General features: G+C 73.8%; 15 protein-coding genes. 13 read left to right on the top strand and 2 right to left on the bottom strand.

Annotated elements, in window-relative coordinates; translation table 11 throughout:
• Positions 1-186 precede the first annotated feature (186 nt).
• The 8 genes from H7H31_RS15095 (at position 187) to H7H31_RS15060 (ending at position 9,737) form a co-directional block, all read left to right on the top strand.
• A complete protein-coding gene (locus tag H7H31_RS15095; protein ID WP_187117931.1) occupies positions 187-1,797 on the top strand; it encodes a PQQ-like beta-propeller repeat protein in 1,611 nt (536 codons plus the stop codon).
• Positions 1,798-2,036: 239 nt separating this feature from the next.
• The gene (locus tag H7H31_RS15090; RefSeq protein WP_187059971.1) at positions 2,037-2,807 is read left to right on the top strand and encodes a helix-turn-helix domain-containing protein; all 771 of its coding nucleotides are present in this window, start codon (positions 2,037-2,039) and stop codon (positions 2,805-2,807) included.
• Between the two features lie 510 nt (positions 2,808-3,317).
• On the top strand, positions 3,318-4,418 hold the full coding sequence (locus tag H7H31_RS15085) for an iron-siderophore ABC transporter substrate-binding protein (RefSeq protein ID WP_187059970.1): 1,101 nt from the start codon (positions 3,318-3,320) through the stop codon (positions 4,416-4,418).
• Entirely contained in the window at positions 4,415-5,458 is a 1,044-nt protein-coding gene (locus H7H31_RS15080) for a FecCD family ABC transporter permease (protein ID WP_187059969.1), read from the top strand. The genes H7H31_RS15085 and H7H31_RS15080 overlap by 4 nt, the downstream gene beginning before the upstream one ends.
• A 74-nt stretch (positions 5,459-5,532) precedes the next feature.
• Positions 5,533-6,561, top strand: a complete 1,029-nt coding sequence (locus tag H7H31_RS15075) for a FecCD family ABC transporter permease (protein ID WP_187118246.1) — start codon at positions 5,533-5,535, stop codon at positions 6,559-6,561.
• Positions 6,558-7,454: an ABC transporter ATP-binding protein gene (locus H7H31_RS15070; protein WP_187059955.1), complete on the top strand. Its 897-nt coding sequence runs from the start codon at positions 6,558-6,560 to the stop codon at positions 7,452-7,454. Before H7H31_RS15075 ends, H7H31_RS15070 begins: the two co-directional genes overlap by 4 nt.
• A 114-nt stretch (positions 7,455-7,568) precedes the next feature.
• Positions 7,569-8,153, top strand: coding sequence for an MSMEG_1061 family FMN-dependent PPOX-type flavoprotein (locus tag H7H31_RS15065; RefSeq protein WP_187059954.1), 585 nt, complete (start codon positions 7,569-7,571; stop codon positions 8,151-8,153).
• 138 nt (positions 8,154-8,291) lie between these two features.
• The gene (locus H7H31_RS15060) at positions 8,292-9,737 is read left to right on the top strand and encodes a TerD family protein (protein ID WP_187117929.1); all 1,446 of its coding nucleotides are present in this window, start codon (positions 8,292-8,294) and stop codon (positions 9,735-9,737) included.
• 252 nt (positions 9,738-9,989) lie between these two features.
• Here the strand turns inward: H7H31_RS15060 and H7H31_RS15055 are convergent, their stop codons facing one another.
• Both H7H31_RS15055 and H7H31_RS15050 read right to left on the bottom strand, forming a co-directional pair.
• Positions 9,990-11,084 (bottom strand): carboxylate-amine ligase, encoded by a 1,095-nt coding sequence (locus tag H7H31_RS15055; protein WP_187062780.1) that lies wholly within the window; start codon positions 11,082-11,084, stop codon positions 9,990-9,992.
• A 403-nt stretch (positions 11,085-11,487) separates the two neighbouring features.
• Positions 11,488-12,294, bottom strand: coding sequence for a hypothetical protein (locus H7H31_RS15050; RefSeq protein WP_187062779.1), 807 nt, complete (start codon positions 12,292-12,294; stop codon positions 11,488-11,490).
• A 472-nt stretch (positions 12,295-12,766) separates the two neighbouring features.
• On the opposite strand from H7H31_RS15050, the gene H7H31_RS15045 reads away from it, so the two are divergent.
• From H7H31_RS15045 to H7H31_RS15025, 5 genes are all read left to right on the top strand, one after another.
• A complete protein-coding gene (locus H7H31_RS15045; RefSeq protein ID WP_187062778.1) occupies positions 12,767-13,684 on the top strand; it encodes a zinc-binding dehydrogenase in 918 nt (305 codons plus the stop codon).
• Positions 13,685-13,775: 91 nt separating this feature from the next.
• Complete coding sequence (locus H7H31_RS15040) at positions 13,776-14,699, top strand: AraC family transcriptional regulator (RefSeq protein WP_187062777.1); 924 nt, start codon at positions 13,776-13,778, stop codon at positions 14,697-14,699.
• 276 nt (positions 14,700-14,975) lie between these two features.
• On the top strand, positions 14,976-15,479 hold the full coding sequence (locus tag H7H31_RS15035) for an SRPBCC family protein (RefSeq protein ID WP_187062776.1): 504 nt from the start codon (positions 14,976-14,978) through the stop codon (positions 15,477-15,479).
• A 44-nt stretch (positions 15,480-15,523) separates the two neighbouring features.
• Entirely contained in the window at positions 15,524-17,158 is a 1,635-nt protein-coding gene (locus H7H31_RS15030) for a phytoene desaturase family protein (RefSeq protein WP_232109865.1), read from the top strand.
• 123 nt (positions 17,159-17,281) lie between these two features.
• On the top strand, positions 17,282-18,166 hold the full coding sequence (locus H7H31_RS15025; RefSeq protein WP_187062774.1) for an SDR family oxidoreductase: 885 nt from the start codon (positions 17,282-17,284) through the stop codon (positions 18,164-18,166).
• The last annotated feature ends 69 nt before the right edge of the window (positions 18,167-18,235 follow it).

Genomic DNA, 18,235 nt, shown 5'->3' with positions numbered 1-18,235 from the left:
TTAAGGCCGCAGGAAATCGAGGGTTTCTGTCAGCCATCGCTTCTGACCGATTCACGGCGATGGAAGGACGATTTCACCATGGCGTGGGAACACAATGTGCCGAGCGCCGGGCAGGTCACCGCATCCACGGACACCAGCCCCACAAGTTGGTACACGGCACATGACAATGTGCAGCATCTGGCTTACGTGGGATCGGATCAGCAGGTTCATGAATGCTTCTTCCGATTCGACCCAGGGCCGGAGGGCTTCCGCTGGGAGCACAACGTGCCGAGCGCGGGTCACGCCGCCGCGTCCGCGCACGCGGGTCCGACGAGCTGGTACACGGCGACGGACGACGTACAGCACATCGGCTACGTGGGCACGGACCAGCGGATCCATGAATGCTTCTTCCGATTCCGCCCCGGGGCGGGCGGATTCCGTTGGGAACACAATGTCCCCAGCGCCGATCACACCAGTTCCGTGGCGAACGCCGGCCCCACGAGTTGGTTCACCCCGGCGGACAACGCGCAACACATCGCGTACGCGGGCACGGATCGCCAGATACACGAGTGCTTCTTCCGGTTCAATCCGGGACCGGGCGGTTTCCGATGGGAGCACAACGTCCCGAGCGCCGGGCAGGCCGCCGTGGCGGCGGACAGCGGCCCGACGAGCTGGTACACGGCCACCGACGACGTGCAGCACATCGCCTACGTCGGCGCTGACCAGGACATCCACGAGTGCTTCTTCCGGTTCCACCCCGGCCCGGAGGGTTTCCGTTGGGAACACAACGTGCCCAGCGCCGGCCAGGCCAAGGCCGCGCCCGGCACCAGTCCGACCAGTTGGTACACGGCGACCGACGACGTGCAGCACATCGCGTACGTGGGCGCTGACCAGCAGGTCCATGAGTGCTTTTTCCGGTTCAATCCGGGGCCGGGGGGATTTCGGTGGGAGCACAATGTGCCGAGCGCCGGTCAGGTGGGGGCCGCGACGGGAACGAGCCCGACGAGTTGGGTGACGCGATCGGACAACGCGCAGCACATCGGCTACGTGGGCACGGACCAGCAGATTCACGAGTGCTTCTTCCGGTTCAATCCGGGACCGGAGGGTTTCCGCTGGGAACACAATGTGCCGAGCGCGGGTCAGGTAAGCGTCGCGGCCGGGACCAGCCCCACGAGTTGGGTGACGCGATCGGACAATGTCCAGCACATCGCGTACGTGGGCACCGACGGGCATATCCACGAATGCTTCTTCCGACTGCCCGGGGAGGACGTCTCACTTGACTACTTCACCTTCGCCGGCGACATCTCGGCGGCGCATCGCGTGAAGCTGATCGACCGGCACAGGTTCGCACTGGCGCAGATCGGCGGCTGCGGCAACCTGACCCCGGACGAGCGGCGTCGCCTGCGGCAGACGTACAACCGACCCGTGCACCACACCACGCTCGACAAGCCGGGGACAAACGCCAGCGCGCGGGTCGGGGGATCGCAGGTGAACGTCAATTTCGGCGTGCTGTTCCCCCAGGGCGACGAGGAGATCTCGCAGACGCTCATCCACGAGATGACGCACTGCGCGGGTTTCTCCCACCCCACCCGGCGCGACCCACCCGCGGGTAGCAGTTGTGCCGCCCCCGATCCCGCCGTCTTCGACTGCCCGAACGACAACGGCGTGTACTACGGCACGCCCCCGCTGCGCGCCGAGTTCTGCATCGCCGGTGACCAGAGCGACGTGGTCGCCAGGCTGGAAGCCAAGGCGGACCAGGAGAGCTGCGTCATCGACGAGACGGGCGTGGCCACGCTCACCACGACCAGCGGGCGGTGACGCCGGGGCACACCGGGTCGGCCCGGTGCCGGCCGTGACGCGGGGAGACCGGGTCTTAGGGTGAGGCCATGTCGTCCCCTCGACACCCGGCCGCGCCCCGCCCGGTCGTCCCCCATCCGGCCACACCCCACCCGACCGAGGCGCCCCGCCAGACCGCCGCGCCCCGCCCGACCAGGGCGCCCCGTCCCGCCGGGGCCTCGCGTCCGGCCGGCGCGTCCCGTGCGCCGGCCGGACGACCCGTGCGCGAGACGCGGTCGCTGCCGGTGGTCGCCGCGGGGGCGGTCGAGGTGCCGTTCGCGATCCAGCCGTACGACGAGGTCGTCGCGCACGACACCACGTGGGGCGAGCACTCGCACCCGTTCCACGAGCTGCTGTGGAACGAGCGCGGCGCGTCCAGCGCCGTGGTCGGGGCGCGGGTGTGGACGATCACGCCCGCGCTCGGCCTGTGGATGCCGGCCGGCACGCTGCACTCCGGTTCGGCGATCGCGGGGACCTGGTTCCGGGCGAGCTTCTTCGGCTTCCACACCACGCCCTCGCTCTCCGACACCCCGGTGGCCGTCGAGATCACCCCGCTGCTGCGGCTGCTCCTTGAGCGGCTGTGCGAGCCCGGCCTGTCCGCCTCGTCGCGGAAGGTCACCGAGGCGCTCGTACTCGACGTGCTCGAACCCTCGCCGCGCGAACTCCTCGTCCAGGCGCCCACCTCGGCCCTGCTGCGCCCGATCGCCGACGCGCTGCGCGCGGACCCCGGCGACCAGCGCACCCTGTCACAGTGGGCGGCGGAACTGGCCGTGAGCGCGCGGACGATCAGCCGGGCCTTCGTCGCGGAGACCGGCACCAGCTTCGCGCGCTGGGTCGCCTCGGCCCGGGCGCAGCACGCCGTGGCGCTGCTGGCCCGGGGCTGGGAGGTGGAGGCCGTTGCGGCGGAGGTGGGCTACCGGTCGGCGAGCGCCTTCGGGGCGGCCTTCCGCCGGACCACCGGCCTCACCCCGGGCGCGTTCCAGATCTCCTGACCGGCCGGGGGAGCGGGCCGGGGATCAGCCGCCGAGCGAGCGGGCCCCGAGTCAGGCTCCCCGAGAGGGTCCCGTGACCGGCTCCCGAGCGGCCTTCGGGTCCGGCCCCCGAGCGGGTCCCGCGACCGGCTCCCGAGCGGCCCATGCGCGGGGCCTCCCCCCGCCCTTCCTCGGACGTCCACGGCCCTCCGTACGCCACCCACACCCCCACCACCCACACCCCCACCACCCACACCCCCATCACCCCACCCGGCGCGACTTTTTCGGACAGGGCAGACCCGTCCGCAGGCCGCATTTCCCCATGCGTGCCTTGGGCTCGTGTCCGGATCGCTACATCGGCTGTCTCGTAAGACTGGTTGCGACAGTGATCGGCGACCTCTTAAGGTGCGAAGGCAAGGCTTACCTAAGTGCTTGTGTTCGACAGTGGTGCACTACTCCACGACGGCCTCCCCGGACCCAGGCGTGCGAGGACCGGCACCTGGCCATCCGGATCAGTGGGGTTCGACCATCATGCGTTCCATTCGCTTGCGCCTGTTCACCGCGGCAGCCGCGACCGCCGCGCTTCTGACCGTCGCGGCCTGCGGCGGCTCCTCCTCGGACGGTGACGACGCCAAGGCCGACGACACCAAGGGCTCGGCCTCCGCGGGGGCCGACGGTTCCGCGTCCAGTGACGGGCCCGTCGCCGACGGCACGTTCCCGATCACCATCAAGCACGCCCTGGGCAAGACGACCATCAAGAAGAAGCCCGAGCGTGTCGCCACCGTCAACTGGGCCAACCACGAGGTGCCGCTGGCGCTCGGCGTGGTCCCCGTCGGCATGGCCAAGGCCGACTTCGGTGACGACGACGGCGACGGGGTGCTGCCCTGGGTGGAGAAGAAGCTCGACGAACTGGGCGCCAAGACGCCGGTCCTGTTCGACGAGAACGACGGCATCGACTTCGAGGCCGTCGCCGACACCCAGCCGGACGTCATCCTCGCCACCTACTCCGGCATGACCAAGCAGGACTACGAGACGCTGAGCGAGATCGCCCCCGTGGTGGTCTACCCGGACGCCCCGTGGGCGACGCCGTGGCGCGAGATCATCCGGTCCAACAGCAAGGCCATCGGGCTCGCCGGCAAGGGCGAGGCGATGATCAAGGACCTGGAGGGGGAGATCGCCCGCACGGTCGCCAAGTACCCGCAGCTCAAGGGCAAGTCGGCGATGTTCATGACGCACATCGACCCGGGTGACGTCAGCGAGGTCGGCTTCTACACCGCCAACGACACCCGCACGCTCTTCTTCGAGGACCTCGGCCTGAAGATCCCGGGCAGCGTCGCCAAGGCGTCCAAGGGCACCGACAAGTTCGCGCTCACCCGCAGCGCCGAGCAGATCGACGAGTTCAACGACGTCGACATCGTCACCGGCTACGGCGACGACAAGGGCACCCTCGCCAGGACCCTGCGCAAGGACCCGCTGGTCTCCAAGCTCCCGGCCATCAAGCGCGACTCGATGTACCTGCTGCCCGGCACCTCGCCGCTGGCGACCGCGGCCAACCCGACGCCGCTGTCGATCTCGTGGGTCCTCGAGGACTACGTCGCCGCGCTCGCCAAGGCCGCGGACAAGGTCAAGTGACCACGGACACCACCCCTCGTACGCCGGACGTCGCCGTGGTGCGGCGTCCGGCGCGCGTGCGCGCCCTGTGGCTGCTGGCCGCGGTCCTGGTGCTGGCCGCGCTGATGGTGGCCTCCGTCGCCTTCGGCTCCCGTACCGTCGGCTGGTCCGACGTCTGGGCGGGGCTCGGCGGCGCGGAGGACACCCTGGAGCGGGCGGCGGTCGCCAAGCGCATCCCCCGTACGTTCCTCGCGGTGCTGATCGGCGCGGCACTCGGGCTGGCGGGCGCGGTCATGCAGGGCGTGACCCGCAACCCGCTGGCCGACCCGGGCATCCTCGGCGTCAACATGGGCGCCTCGCTGGCCGTGGCCGTGTCGGTCGCGTACTTCGGCCTCACCTCGCCGACCGGCTACATCTGGGTCGCTATGGCGGGCGCCGCGCTCGCCGCCGCATTCGTCTACGGCGTCGGCACGCTGGGTCGCGGCGGCGCCACGCCGCTCAAGCTGGCCCTGTCCGGCGCGGCCACGTCGGCCGCCTTCGCCTCGCTGGTCACCGCGGTGCTGCTGCCCCGCAACGACCTGGCCGGCAGCTTCCGGCTGTGGCAGATCGGCGGCGTGGGCGGGGCCTCGTACGAGCGCATCGGGCACGTCCTGCCCTTCCTCGCCGTCGGCTTCGCGATCTGCCTGCTGTCGGCCAAGGCCCTCAACTCGCTCGCGCTCGGCGAGGAGTTGGCGGCCGGGCTCGGGGAGCGGGTCGCGCTGGCCCGTGGCGTGGCCGCGCTGGGCGCCGTCGTGCTGTGCGGCGCGGCGACCGCGGTCGCCGGCCCGATCGGCTTCGTCGGCCTCGTCGTCCCGCACGCCTGCCGGCTGCTGGTCGGCGTGGACCACCGCTGGCTGCTGCCGTTCTCCGCGCTGCTCGGCGCGGCGCTGCTCACCGCGGCCGACGTCGTCGGCCGGGTCGTGGCCCGGCCCGCGGAGATCGACGTGGGCATCGTGACGGCGCTGATCGGCGCCCCCTTCTTCATCTGGATCGTCCGTCGGCAGAAGGTGCGTGCCCTGTGAGCGCCGGCTCCCCCACCGCCCCCACCACCCCCTCACTCCCCTCGTCCGCCTCGGGCCCCGTCGCCCCGGCCGCCGTGGAGGCCGTGCGGGCCGTGGCGCGCGGCCGGGTCCGCCGGGCGCTGCGCCGGCGCGCGGTCATCGTGCTGCTGGCCGTCCTGGTGCTGCTCGCGTTCGTCGGGTCGCTGATGTACGGGCAGACGAACTACCCGCTGGCCGACGTGATCCGGGTGGTCCTGGACGAGAAGGTGCCCGGGGCGACGTTCACGGTCGGCCGACTGCGGCTGCCGCGCGCCGCGCTCGCCGCCGTCGCCGGCTTCAGCTTCGGCCTGGCCGGCGTCACCTTCCAGACCATGCTGCGCAACCCGCTCGCCAGCCCCGACGTCATCGGCATCAGCTCGGGCGCGAGCGCGGCGGCGGCCGTCGCCATCGTCACGCTCTCGCTCGGCGAGACCCAGGTCTCGGCCCTGGCCATCGCCGCCGCCCTCGCCGTGGCCCTGCTCGTCTACACGCTGGCGTTCAAGGACGGCGTCGTCGGCACCCGCCTCATCCTCATCGGCATCGGCATCGCGGCGATGCTCGACAGCGTCGTCGCGTACGTGCTCTCGCAGGCCGCCGAGTGGGACCTCCAGGAGGCCATGCGCTGGCTGACCGGCAGCCTCAACGGCACCACCTGGGACCAGACCAGGCCCGCCGCGCTGGCGCTGGCCGTACTCGGACCCGTACTCCTGTCGCAGGCGCGGAACCTGTCGGCCATGCAACTCGGCGACGACACCGCGGCGGCGCTCGGCGTACGCGTCGAGCGCACCCGCGTCACGGTCATCATCGCCGCCGTCGGCCTCATCGCCTTCGCCACGGCGGGTGCCGGCCCGATCGCCTTCGTCGCCTTCCTCTCCGGCCCCATCGCGGCCCGCATCACCGGCCCCGGCGGCTCGCTGCTGGTCCCGGCCGGCCTGGTCGGCGCGCTGTTGGTGCTGGTCGCCGACTTCACCGGCCAGTACGCCTTCGACACCCGCTACCCGGTCGGCGTCGTCACCGGCGTGCTCGGCGCGCCCTACCTCGTCTACCTGATCATCCGCACCAACCGGGCGGGAGGCTCGCTGTGACCCAGTCCCATTCCCTGGCCGCCGAACGGCTCACCCTCGGCTACGGCGACCGCACCGTCGTCGACTCCCTCGACCTGACCGTCCCACCGGGCCGGATCACGGCGATCGTCGGCGCGAACGCGTGCGGCAAGTCGACGCTGCTGCGGTCCATGTCCCGGCTGCTGTCCCCGCGCGCCGGCCGCGTCGTCCTCGACGGCAAGGAGGTGCACCGGCTGCCCGCCAAGGAGTTGGCCCGCACCCTCGGCCTGCTGCCGCAGTCGCCGGTGGCGCCCGAGGGCATCACCGTCGCCGACCTCGTCGGCCGCGGGCGCCACCCGCACCAGCGGATGTTCTCGCGCTGGAGCGGCGAGGACGACGCGGCGGTGGCGGCGGCGCTGCAGGCCACCGACACCACGGCCCTCGCCGACCGCTCCGTGGACGAACTCTCCGGCGGCCAGCGCCAGCGGGTGTGGATCGCGATGGCGCTGGCCCAGCAGACCGACATCCTCATGCTCGACGAACCGACCACCTTCCTCGACGCCAGCCACCAGGTCGAGGTCCTGGACCTGCTCACCGACCTCAACCACGAGCGCGGCACGACCGTCGTCATGGTCCTGCACGACCTCAACCTCGCCGCCCGCTACGCCGACCACATCGTCGCCCTGGCGGGCGGCCGCCTCCACGCCTCGGGCCCGCCGCACGAGGTCCTCACGGAGGAGTCCGTACGCGCCGTCTTCGGCCTGAACAGCCGCATCATCGAGGACCCGGTCTCCGGCCGCCCCCTGATGCTCCCCATCGGCCGCCACGGCACCAGGCCCCCGGCCCCGGTGGCGGAGGCCTCGGTCCAGGAGCCCGCCCCGACGCCGGAGCCCGCCCCGTCCCCGTCTCCGTCCCCGGCGTCCAAGCCCCGCTGAGACGGCGTACACCGGCCGACGTACGAGGGCCGCAACAGACCGCGCCCACACCACACCACACCGCACGCACCGCACCCCGCACCCCGAACCACCCACCCACCACCGGGAGACGCCTTGCTCAGCAGGACCGACGCCGCAGCCCCGGAGCACGAACACGCCACGGCCGCGCCCCCCGCGAGCGGTCCGGGTCACGTCACCCTCGACTCGCACGCCGAGCTGCGGGAGTTGCTCGGCGAACCGCACCCGATCGTCATCGACAAGGTCCACCCCCGCCTCGACCCGGACGACCTGGACTTCGTCGCCCGCTCCCCGTTCTGCCTGCTGTCCACCTCGGACGCGTACGGCACCTGCGACGCGTCACCGCGCGGCGGAGCCCCCGGCTTCACGCACGTCGTCGACCCCGGCACGCTGGTACTGCCGGAGCGCCCCGGCAACCGGCGCGGCGACAGCCTGCACAACATCCTCGACAACCCGCACGCCGGCCTCCTCTACCTGGTCCCCGGCAGCCGCACCATCCTGCGCGTCAACGGCCGGGCCCGCGTCCTCACCGACGCCCCCTTCTTCGACGCCCTGACGGCGGAGGGCGGGCGCCCGAGCCTGGCCATCCTGATCGACATATCCGAGGTCTACCGCCACTGCCCCCAGTCCCTGAACCGCTCGTCGCTGTGGTCGCCGGCGACGTGGGAGGCGGAGGCGTAACGGCGCGAACCGCCGTCCGGGGAGGCCGCCTGAGGCGGCTGATGCCCAAGGTGCCTGTGGGGCAGGAGTGCCGCATTGTCGTGCTATGTGACAGGCTGACCCGACAGAGACCGGGGAGAACAGCGGAGGCGGGGGAGCATGCCGGAGCTTGGCAAGGGTGGGAACACGGCGGTGGCGGCGGGGCGGCTCGTCGCGGCGTTGCACGCGGTGGGTGACGTGGTCGACCTGAGCGCGCTGTTGGTCGCCGAGGACGGCAGGGTCAGGTCGGACGACGACATGGTCTTCTACAACCAACCCGCCGCCGAGTCCGACGCGGTACGCCACCTCGCCGCCGACGCCGCCGGCCCCGAGCGCATCGAGGTGGACCCGGCCGGGCTGCCCGCCGACGTGGACCGGGTGGTCCTGGTGGGGAGTTGCGATCCGGACGACGCCAGCCGCACCTTCCGGGGGGTGAAGGAGGTGACGATCCGCGTCGAGCAGCCGGGCGCCGAGCCCATCGTCTTCCACCAGCCGGACCTCACCGACGGCGAACGCGCCGTACTCCTGGCCGAGATCTACCGCCGAGGCCCCGGCTGGAAGCTGCGCGCCATCGGCCAGGGGTACGCCAACGGCCTCGCGGGCCTCGCCACCGACTACGGCATCGCCGTGGCAGAGGATGCCGAGCCCGACGACTCCGAAGCCGAAGCCGATGCCGATGTGGAAGCCGACGCCACCGGCGGCGCACCCCTCCCGCCCCCGACGACGACCCCGGCCCCGACGCCGTCAACGACCCCGGACCCGACTGCATCCCCGGCCCCCGCCCCGGCCCCCGCTCGGGCCAACCTGCGGAAGCCGCCGCTGGGCAGCATCAGCCTGGACAAGGGCGGGCGCACCGCGATCGACCTGGACAAGCACGACCGGGAGCTGGTGGTCGAGGCCGCGCTGGAGTGGGACGGCGGCAGCGAGCGGCGGCGCAAGCTGGGGGCCGACCTGGACCTGTACGCGCTGTTCGTACCGGCCAGCAAGGCGCTGCGCGGCCCCAAGGCGCCCGGCACCCTCGTCAAGGCCGGCCACAAGCCGCAGGGCGATCCGCTGGTGGCGCCGAGCGAGGCGGAGCCGGACCAGGCCGAACCCACGGGCACGTCCAAGAAGGCCAAGAACAGCAAGAACAAGCAGGCCAAGGGCGGCGAGGCGGTCTACTACAAGCACCTCGGCTCGCTCAAGGACCGCCCCTACATCCGCCTCGACGGCGACGCCCGCGCCCCCGGCCGCGAGTCCGTGCGCATCGTACGGCCCGACGAACAGGGCTACGTCCTGCTCTGCGCGTACTCCGCCGTCAGTAACGGCTACGGCTCCTTCCGCAGCTTCGGCGCGAAGGTCGTCATCACGGACGGGCGCGGCTCCACGGTCACCGTCCCCCTCTTCGAGAACACCATGACCCGCTACTGGGTCGCCATCGCCCTCATCGACTTCGGCTCCCCCGACGGGGCGGCCATCCACCACATCGAGGCGTACAGCGCCCGCATGACCGAGCGGCGCCCGGTCCTGCACGTGGACGGCACGGTCGAGATGAACGGCGGCCCGGTGGAGTTCAAGCGGCGGTAGCCGCGCCGCGCGTACGAGCCGCCACCAGTACGCCCCGCCACCGCCAGCCCACCCCCGCGTCCCGCCACCAGCCCCCCACGCGGCCTCCACCAGCCCACCCACGCGCCCCGCCGGCAGGCCACCACAGGCACGCCCCCCCACCAGCCGCACGCGCGCACCGCCAGCGGAGCGCACGCGTGCGGCCATCAACGGTGGGGGGGGGCGGGGGCGACACCGGGGCCGGGGCCGGGGGCAATGCCGGCGGCGGAGCCGTCAGCGCAGGTCGCCGGCCGCGGCGATCATCTCCACCACCGCGGGCAGCCCGCCGGCGGCCAGGGCCCGGCGCTGTCGGTCGGCGCCGGTGCCCTCGCTGAGCAGCCGGTGGGTCAGGTTCGTCACCTCACGCGTGTCGCCGGCCTCCTTGAGCGCGGGCGTGACGTGCGCGAGCAGCGCCCGCACCACGTCGCCCGCCGCCCGACGCCGGCCGTCCGGATCGATGAGGTCGCCGCTCAGCCCGTGCCGGGCGGCCTGCCACACCGCGAGCCGCAGCATCTCGGCGCTCGCCTCCGGCGCCGCGACCCCCAGCTCCGCCTCCCGCATCGCGGTGTCCACCAACGCGCGCACCAGACCGGCGAACAACATGGCCTCGTGCGGGCGCAGTTGCACGTCCAGGGAGCGCACCTCGACCGTCGGGTAGCGCTCGGACAGCCGTGCCTGCCAGTAGAGCTGCCCCACGTCGCGGATGACGCCGGTGTCGAGCAACCGCCGTACGCGCTCCGCGTAGTCGTCCTCGTCGGCGAAGTGCGGCGGCATGCCGCCGACCGCCCAGCGGTCGAAGACGATCGTGCGCCAACTGGCGAACCCGGTGTCGTCGCCCTTCCACAGCGGCGAGTTCGCCGCCATCGCGATGAGCGTGGGCAGCCACACCCGCACCCGGTTCAGCACCTCGACGCCCACCCGCCGGCTGGGGACGGCGACGTGTACGTGCATGCCGTTGACGAGTTGCTCCCCGACCAGTTGCGGGGCCTGCTGCTGGATGGCGCGGTACCGGGCCTCGTCGGTGACCGCCACGGGCGCGTCGTCGGGCAGCGGCGGCGTGCCGCTGACCAGGAGGCCGCACCCGTGTTCCCGCGCCGCCGTCGCCACGGCGCTCCGTAATCGCACCAGATGCCCTTCCGCCTCCGCCAGGGTGTGGCACACCGGCGTGGCCACCTCGACCTGTGCCCGCAACAGCTCCAACTGCACCTCTTCCGCGGCGACCAGGGGCTCCAACTCGGCCGCGCTCAGCACGGCCTTCGCGTGTGGTGCCGTTTGTCCCGTCACCCGATCGACCAACAGGTACTCCTCTTCCACGCCAACGGTTGCCATCGGCAGCTCTCTCCGTTCGCACCGCGCACCCCCACCTGAGCAGATGGGGCCATGCGCACCAGCCGGACGCCTCGTGGTTGGCCCGGCACCGCCCGCCCGCGAGCCCTCTCCCCGGGCTGTCACCCGATCCCGCCGGGGCCCCGCTCGGCTTTGCTCGGTTGTGCTTCGGTCGTGCCCGGTCCTGCTCGGTCGCAAATCTAGGTGGCCCGCGATAGTCCGGGTACGGTGCCGTGCTTGACCGACGGGGCCCCGTGGACCGCCCCGCGGGTCCGTGCGGTACGGGGGCGCCTGGGCCACCGGCTCACCGCTTCGGGTCGCCGCGCCGCCCCCTCCACCGCCGTACGACGCGGGCGCTGCCGCGCTGCCGCGCGACGCCGCGACCCGGTCACCGGCCGCCGGCGAACTACCGCCAGGGCCGGTGCCCGGTGATGGCCTGCCACCGGTCACGTTGCTCGTCCAGCGCGTCCGTGGCCCGCCCGACGTCCGGGTCCACGCGCTCGGCCGCCTGCACCCACTCCACGTGCGTCCGCGCGGCATCGACGTCCTCCGTCGCCGCGCGGGCCGCCGCCAACTCGGCCTCGGCCGCCGCGATGTTCCGCTCCCGCTCCGCCTGCGCGTCCCGCGCCCGCGCGACGGCGCTCCGCACGTCCAGCACGAACTGGCGCACGTTCGGCTCCGGGTACTCGCGGTGGGCGTAACAGACCTCGTACGGCACGGAGGTCCCGGTCGCGAGCGTCACACACGTCCCCGCCGGGTCGTCCGACGGGACGCGGTCGACGGTGAGCGTGGCGAGGGGGAGATCCGTGCTGGGCCCGCTGGCGGGCGTGCGGTGGCGACCCGTCTCGTCGAGCGGACCATCCTCGTCGAAGAGCCGGAGCACCTCCTCGTGCACGGCGATCCGGCCCAGCCAGGTGACCCGACTGCCGGGCGCGGGGTCGCGCAGGCCCCGCAGCCGCCGCTCGGCGCCGGCCACCTCGGCCTGGTACGCGGCCCTGGCCTGTCTGAGCTGCTCCGTGGCCGCTTCCAAGCGGTGGGCGCTGGCGCGCCTGGCGCCCGTGAGTTCTGCGCGCAGGCGGCGTAGTGCGCTGCGCGGCTTCGCGTACTCCGCCCCGAACATCGCGGCCCACGAGCCCGGATAGGACGCCCACCGGTAGGCGACGATGCCGAGCGAGACCGCGACGATCCACCCCAGCGTCTGCACCCATGCCATCCGCACTCACCCCGCCCCGGTCCGCCCCCGCGCGGGGACATGGCACCCGCCGCGCTATCCGGGCAACTAGACCACCGGGAGGGGGCGGCGGGGCGGAGGTTGAGCCAGTGCGCCCTGCCGGGTGCGCCGCCCGCCCCCCGGCGCGCGCCGCACTGACACAGATGGTCAACTCATTGATCCACACGGGACTGGCCACCGACCCAGGGCTGCGTAGGGTTTCAGGAGGGCGGCGACGAGGCAGCCAGCGCGGCGTCCGCCCCCTCGATCCACCGCCGCGCCGACGCACGTTCCCGCCAGAGCGCGGAACATGCGGCACACGCGGACACGGACGTCACGTACGGCACGGACATCACAGACGACACGGTCGTCACGCACGACACGTACGCCACGTACGGCACGGGTGCGCCAAGCGCGGCCTCACGACGCCAGCCCGAGAAGCCCAACTGCCCTACCCCAGAGAGAAGGTGATCCCATGCGCGCACTCGTCGTCGCTCGGGGCGAGGCCGGGCCCGTTCGGTTCGCCGATGTGGACGAACCCGTACCGTCCGCCGGGGAGGCGTTGGTGGAGGTGCGGCACATCGCTCTCAACTTCGGAGAGCTGACCTACCTGCACCTGTGGCCGGACGGCGCCGTGCACGGGCACGACGCGGCCGGGGTCGTGGTGCGGGCCGCCGCCGACGGTTCGGGGCCGCCCGAGGGGACGCGCGTCGCGCTGGGCATGACGCCCCACGCGTGGGCGGAACGGGTGGCCGTCAGCCCGGCGTGGCTCGGCACCGTTCCCGAGGGTGTGGAGCTGGCCGACGCCGCCGCGCTGGGGATCGCCGGGGTCACCGCGTTGCGGGTGCTGCGCACGCGATCCCTGCTGGCCCGGAACGTGCTGGTCACGGGCGCCAGCGGGGGCGTGGGGCACTTCGCCGTCCAGTTGGCGGCGCTGGCCGGGGCCCGGGTGACGGCGCTCGTCGGTTCGCCGGGCCGGGCCGCCGGACTGCGCGAACTCGGCGCCGACGCGGTCCTGACCGACCCGGCCGAGCTGGCCGAGACCGAGGACCGGTTCGACCTCGTCCTGGACACGGTCGGCGGGCCGCTGGTGGCCCAGGCGTGGAGCCGGCTCGCCGAGGGCGGCACCCTCCACCTGGTCGGCTACTCGTCGGGGGAGGCGACGACGTTCCCGCCGGAGGCCCTGTTCGGCTTCGGCGCACCCCGCACCATCGCCACCTACGGCGACCGGACCTCGACCAGCGGCGAGCTGACGGACCTGCTGGGGCTGGTCGCCGCCGGCCGGCTCGCGGTCCCGGTCGGCCTGCGCGGCGACTGGCGGGAGGTGGGCGAGGCCGTGCGGGCGTTGTTCGCGCGCACGGTGCACGGGAAGGTCGTGCTCGACGTGGCCTGAGGCCGTGGGCGGGGACACGGACGAGCACGTCGTACGTACGCCGCCGCCCCGCCCGGGGAGGCGGTCGGCCGGGGTGGACGAGGAGGGGCCCATGGACGTGCTGGCGGAGGTCTTGCGGGTGTCGGGCGCGCGGGGCGCGCTCGGCGTCGTGGTGGAGGCCGGTGGGAGCTGGGGCCTGTGGTGGGACGCCGCGCCGGGAGCGGTGCTGCACGTGGTCTCCCGTGGCACGGTCTGGCTCCACGCCACGGGCCAGCGGCCACTCCAGGTGCGGGCCGGGGACGCCGTCCTCGCGCCGCCGGGTACCGCGCACGGACTCGCCGGCGCCGCCAGCGTGACGATGGGCTCCTGCGACCGCGAGGCCGCGGCCCGGGCCATGGGCGACGGCCGGGCCCTGCGGCTGGGCTCGGCGCCGGCGCACACGGAGGTGATCGTCCTCCACTACGAGCAGGACCCGGAGGTGAGCACGCCGGTGCTCACCTCACTCGCCCGGCCGACGCACGTCACGGCCGGCCAGAACGCGCAGTTCAGCAGGACCGTCGAACTCCTCGCGGCGGAGCTGGCGGAGCCGCAGCCCGGCACCACCGCCGCGATCAACAGCATCGTGGACCTGCTGCTCGTCCAGTTCGTACGCGCCTGGCTGGCCCGCCACCCCGAGGAGCGGTCCGCCTCGTGGCTGGGCGCGCTGCGCGACCCGGTCGTACGCGACGCCCTGGCACACGTGCACGCCCGGCCCGAGCACCCCTGGACCACGCAGAGCCTGGCCGCCGCGACGAGCGTCTCCCGGGCGACGCTGACCAGGCACTTCCGGTCCGCCCTCGGGCAGACGCCGGGCGCGTACGTGACGCGCTGGCGCCTCGACCTGGCGGCCGTCCGGCTCCGCGACACCGACGAACCGGTCGAGTCGATCTCCGGCGCGGTCGGCTACGCCTCCCCGCACGCCTTCAGCCGCGCCTTCCGACGCGCCCGGGGCACGGCCCCGGGGGAGTACCGCGCCCGCCTGCGCCCACCGGGATAGCCGCACCGGGCCAGCGACGCCCAACAAGACCCAGCGGCGCCCACCGGCGCGCCCACCGGCGCGCCCACCGGAACCCGCCGGAGCCCACCGGGACGTCCTCCGTGCCCGTGATCCGGGCCGGTCGCCGTGCCCGTGACCCGGGCCCGGCCGCCGCGCACGGGGGCGCAGCGGGCCCCCTCGTAAGGGCGCGGGACGAACCGGCTGGTTGGACGGAGGCGAACCGGGGCACTCGTGGAGCGCTGACGCACCCGACGGCACACGAACCGAGGAGGCGCCTTGGCTGTTCGCCATCGCCTGATCAAAGCCCCGCCGAGCGCCGTGTGGGCCGTGCTCGCCGACGGCTCCCGGTACGCGGAATGGGTGGTGGGGACCTCCTCCTCACGCCCGATCCACGGCGACTGGCCGCGGACGGACGCGGCCATCGGCTACGAGGTCCGGATCGGCCCCGTCTCGCTGACCAACCGGACGACCGTCCGCTTCTGCGATGAGGGCAGCCGGCTGGAGCTGGAGGCCCACGCGGGCGCTCTGGGCACCGCGCGCATCGCGATCGAGCTGCGGCCGTGGGGCGAGCACTGCCTCGTCCTGGTCGACGAACACCCGTTGCAGGGGGCGGGCGGCTGGCTGCACAACGCGGCGTTCGAGCCGCTGATCCACCTGCGCCACCGCGCGATGCTCGGCCGGCTCGCCGGGCTCTGCGAGGCCGACGACGCCCAGCGGCGACGGCACGGCCGGGCTTCGACCACGACACCGGCCACCGCCGCCGGCCCGCAGGGCGAGTGATGGCGGGGGAACACGACGGGACGGCGACGGAAGGGACGACACGAGTGACGCCGGGGACGACGACGGACGCCGTGGTCATCGGCGCCGGGCCCAACGGCCTGGTGGCCGCCAACCTGCTGGCAGACGCCGGCTGGAACGTCCAGGTGCTTGAGGAACAACCCGAGCCCGGCGGCGCGGTCCGCCACGACCAGGGCGTCGACCCGGACTTCACCAACGACCTGTTCAGCTCCTTCTACCCGCTGGCCGCCGCGTCCCCCGTCCTGGCCGGGCTCCGGCTCCAGGACCACGGCCTGCGCTGGAGCCACGCGCCGCACGTGCTGGCGCACCCGCTCAGCGACGGCTCGTGTGTCGTGCTCGACCGGCGCGTCGACACCACCGCCGCGTCCCTCGACGCCTTCGCGCCCGGCGACGGGGACGCCTGGCGGCGGCTGCACGACGCGTGGGACCGGATCCGCCCCGACCTGCTGGACGCGTTGTTCACCCCGTTCCCGCCGGTGCGGGCCGGCACCCGGCTTGCCCTGCGGCTCCGCGGGGCCGGCGGGCTGCGCCTGGCGCGCACACTCGCGCTGCCGGTGCGCCGGATGGGCGAGGAGGAGTTCACCGGGCAGGGCGGCAGGCTGCTGCTGGCCGGCAACGCGCTGCACGCCGACCTCGCCCCGGAATCGGCCGGCAGCGGCGGCTTCGGCTGGCTGATGGCCATGCTCGGCCAGACCTACGGCTTTCCCGTACCCGTCGGCGGCTCCGGCGCCCTGACCCGGGCCCTGGTCCGGCGCCTGGAGTCCCTTGGCGGGCAGGTCCGCTGCGGGCAGCGTGTCGAGTCCGTGGTCGTACGGGACGGGCGCGCGGTGGGCGTGCGGACGGCGGGCGGCGAGACCGTCGAGGCCGGCAGGGCGGTACTCGCGGACGTGTCCGCCCCCGCCCTCTACGGCGACCTCGTCGCCCCGCAGCACCTGCCCGACCAACTCCATTCCGACCTGCGACGCTTCCAGTGGGACTTCGCGACCTTCAAGGTGGACTGGGCGCTGGACGGCCCGGTGCCCTGGCGGGCCGAACAGGCGGCGCGGGCCGGGACCGTGCACGTGGCCGACGGCGTGGACGAGCTGACGCGCTTCGCCGCCCAGATCGCCATGCGCCAGGTCCCCGACCGCCCCTTCCTGCTGTTCGGCCAGATGACCCGGTCCGACCCCACCCGCTCACCCCACGGCACCGAGGCGGCCTGGGCCTACACCCACGTCCCCCACCGCATCACCGCGGACGCCGGCGACCAGGGCATCACGGGCGACTGGCACCCCGACGCGCGCAACCGCATGGCGGACCGGGTCGAGCAGCAGGTGGAGCGGTTCGCGCCGGGCTTCCGCGCGCTGATCCGCGCCCGTCGCGTGCTGGCGCCGCCCACCCTCCAGGAACTCGACGCCAACCTGATGGGCGGCGCCCTCAACGGCGGCACGACCGCCCTCCACCAACAGTTGGTCTTCCGCCCCGTGCCGGGCCTCGGTCGCCCCGAGACCCCCGTGCCGGGCCTGTTCCTCGCCTCCGCCAGCGCCCACCCGGGCGGCGGCGTCCACGGCGCCCCCGGCGCCAACGCCGCCCGCGCCGCCCTCCGCCGAAACCTCCCACCCGGCCTGGCCCGCGCCCAACGCCTCCTCACGGCCCGGGACCGCACCGGCCGCAAGACCTGAGCCCCCCGAAGTCCCGTACTCGACAAGGGAGTTGACCGTACGCCGCGACCTCGCCCGCACGACCGGCCGCGCGAGCACCCACCCGAGGAGAAACCACAGCACTCACAGAAGGAGCAGGTGGCCATGGGCGGCAGTCCGCTCGACAACCGCACGGTGGTGGTGACCGGGGCGGCGCGCGGCATCGGCGCGGCCCTGGCCCGGGAGGCCGCCGCCCGGGGCGCCCGGATCGCGCTGCTGGGGCACGAACCGGCCGCGCTGCGCGCGGTGGCCGACGCCCTGCCCACCACCGCCCTGCCGCTGCCGGTCGACGTGGCCGACCAGGCGGCACTCGACGCGGCGGCCCGCGAGGTACGCCGTCGGCTCGGGCCCGCCTCGGTGGTGATCGCGAACGCGGGCATCGCCGAGGGCGGCCCGTTCGCCACATCCGACCCCCGGTCGTGGCACCGCGTCATCGACGTCAACCTCGTCGGCAGCGCCCAGACCGCCCGGGCCTTCCTGCCCGACCTGTTCACCACGGCGGGCCACTACCTCCAGGTGGCGTCCCTGGCGTCCATCGGCGCGGCGCCCCTGCTGAGCGCCTACTGCGCGGCCAAGTCGGGCGTCGAAGCCTTCGCGCACGCGCTGCGCGCCGAGGTGGCGCACGAGGGGGTCAGCGTGGGCATCGCCTACCTCAACTGGATCGCCACCGACATGATCCGCGACCTCGACGAGTACGCCCTCCTGCGCGAACTGCGGGGCCGCATGCCCTCGCCGGCCCGCCGGAGCGGACCACCCCAGCCGGCGGCGGCCCGCCTGATCCGCTCCGTGGAACGCCGCCGCACGGCCGTCTACGTGCCCGGTTGGCTCCGCCTCACCCAGCCGGTACGCGCCGCCATGCCCCCGCTCGTCCTCCGCCTCTCCCGCCGCGAACTGTCCCGCCTCCAGGCAACCGAGCCCTGGCGGTCCACGGGCCCCCTGGGCGCCGGCGGCCGGGCCGACCAGGCCGCCGCCTCCTCCCCGGAGGAGTGAGCGCCGAACTTCGGGCTGTCCTGGTGAGCGCCGTGGCGTGCGCGCGGCCACGGCGAGACCCTGACGACG

The organism is Streptomyces buecherae, assembly GCF_014295035.1.
In the GTDB taxonomy this organism is placed as follows: Bacteria; Actinomycetota; Actinomycetes; order Streptomycetales; family Streptomycetaceae; genus Streptomyces; species Streptomyces youssoufiensis.
This window is presented reverse-complemented; position numbering and strand designations above follow the sequence as displayed.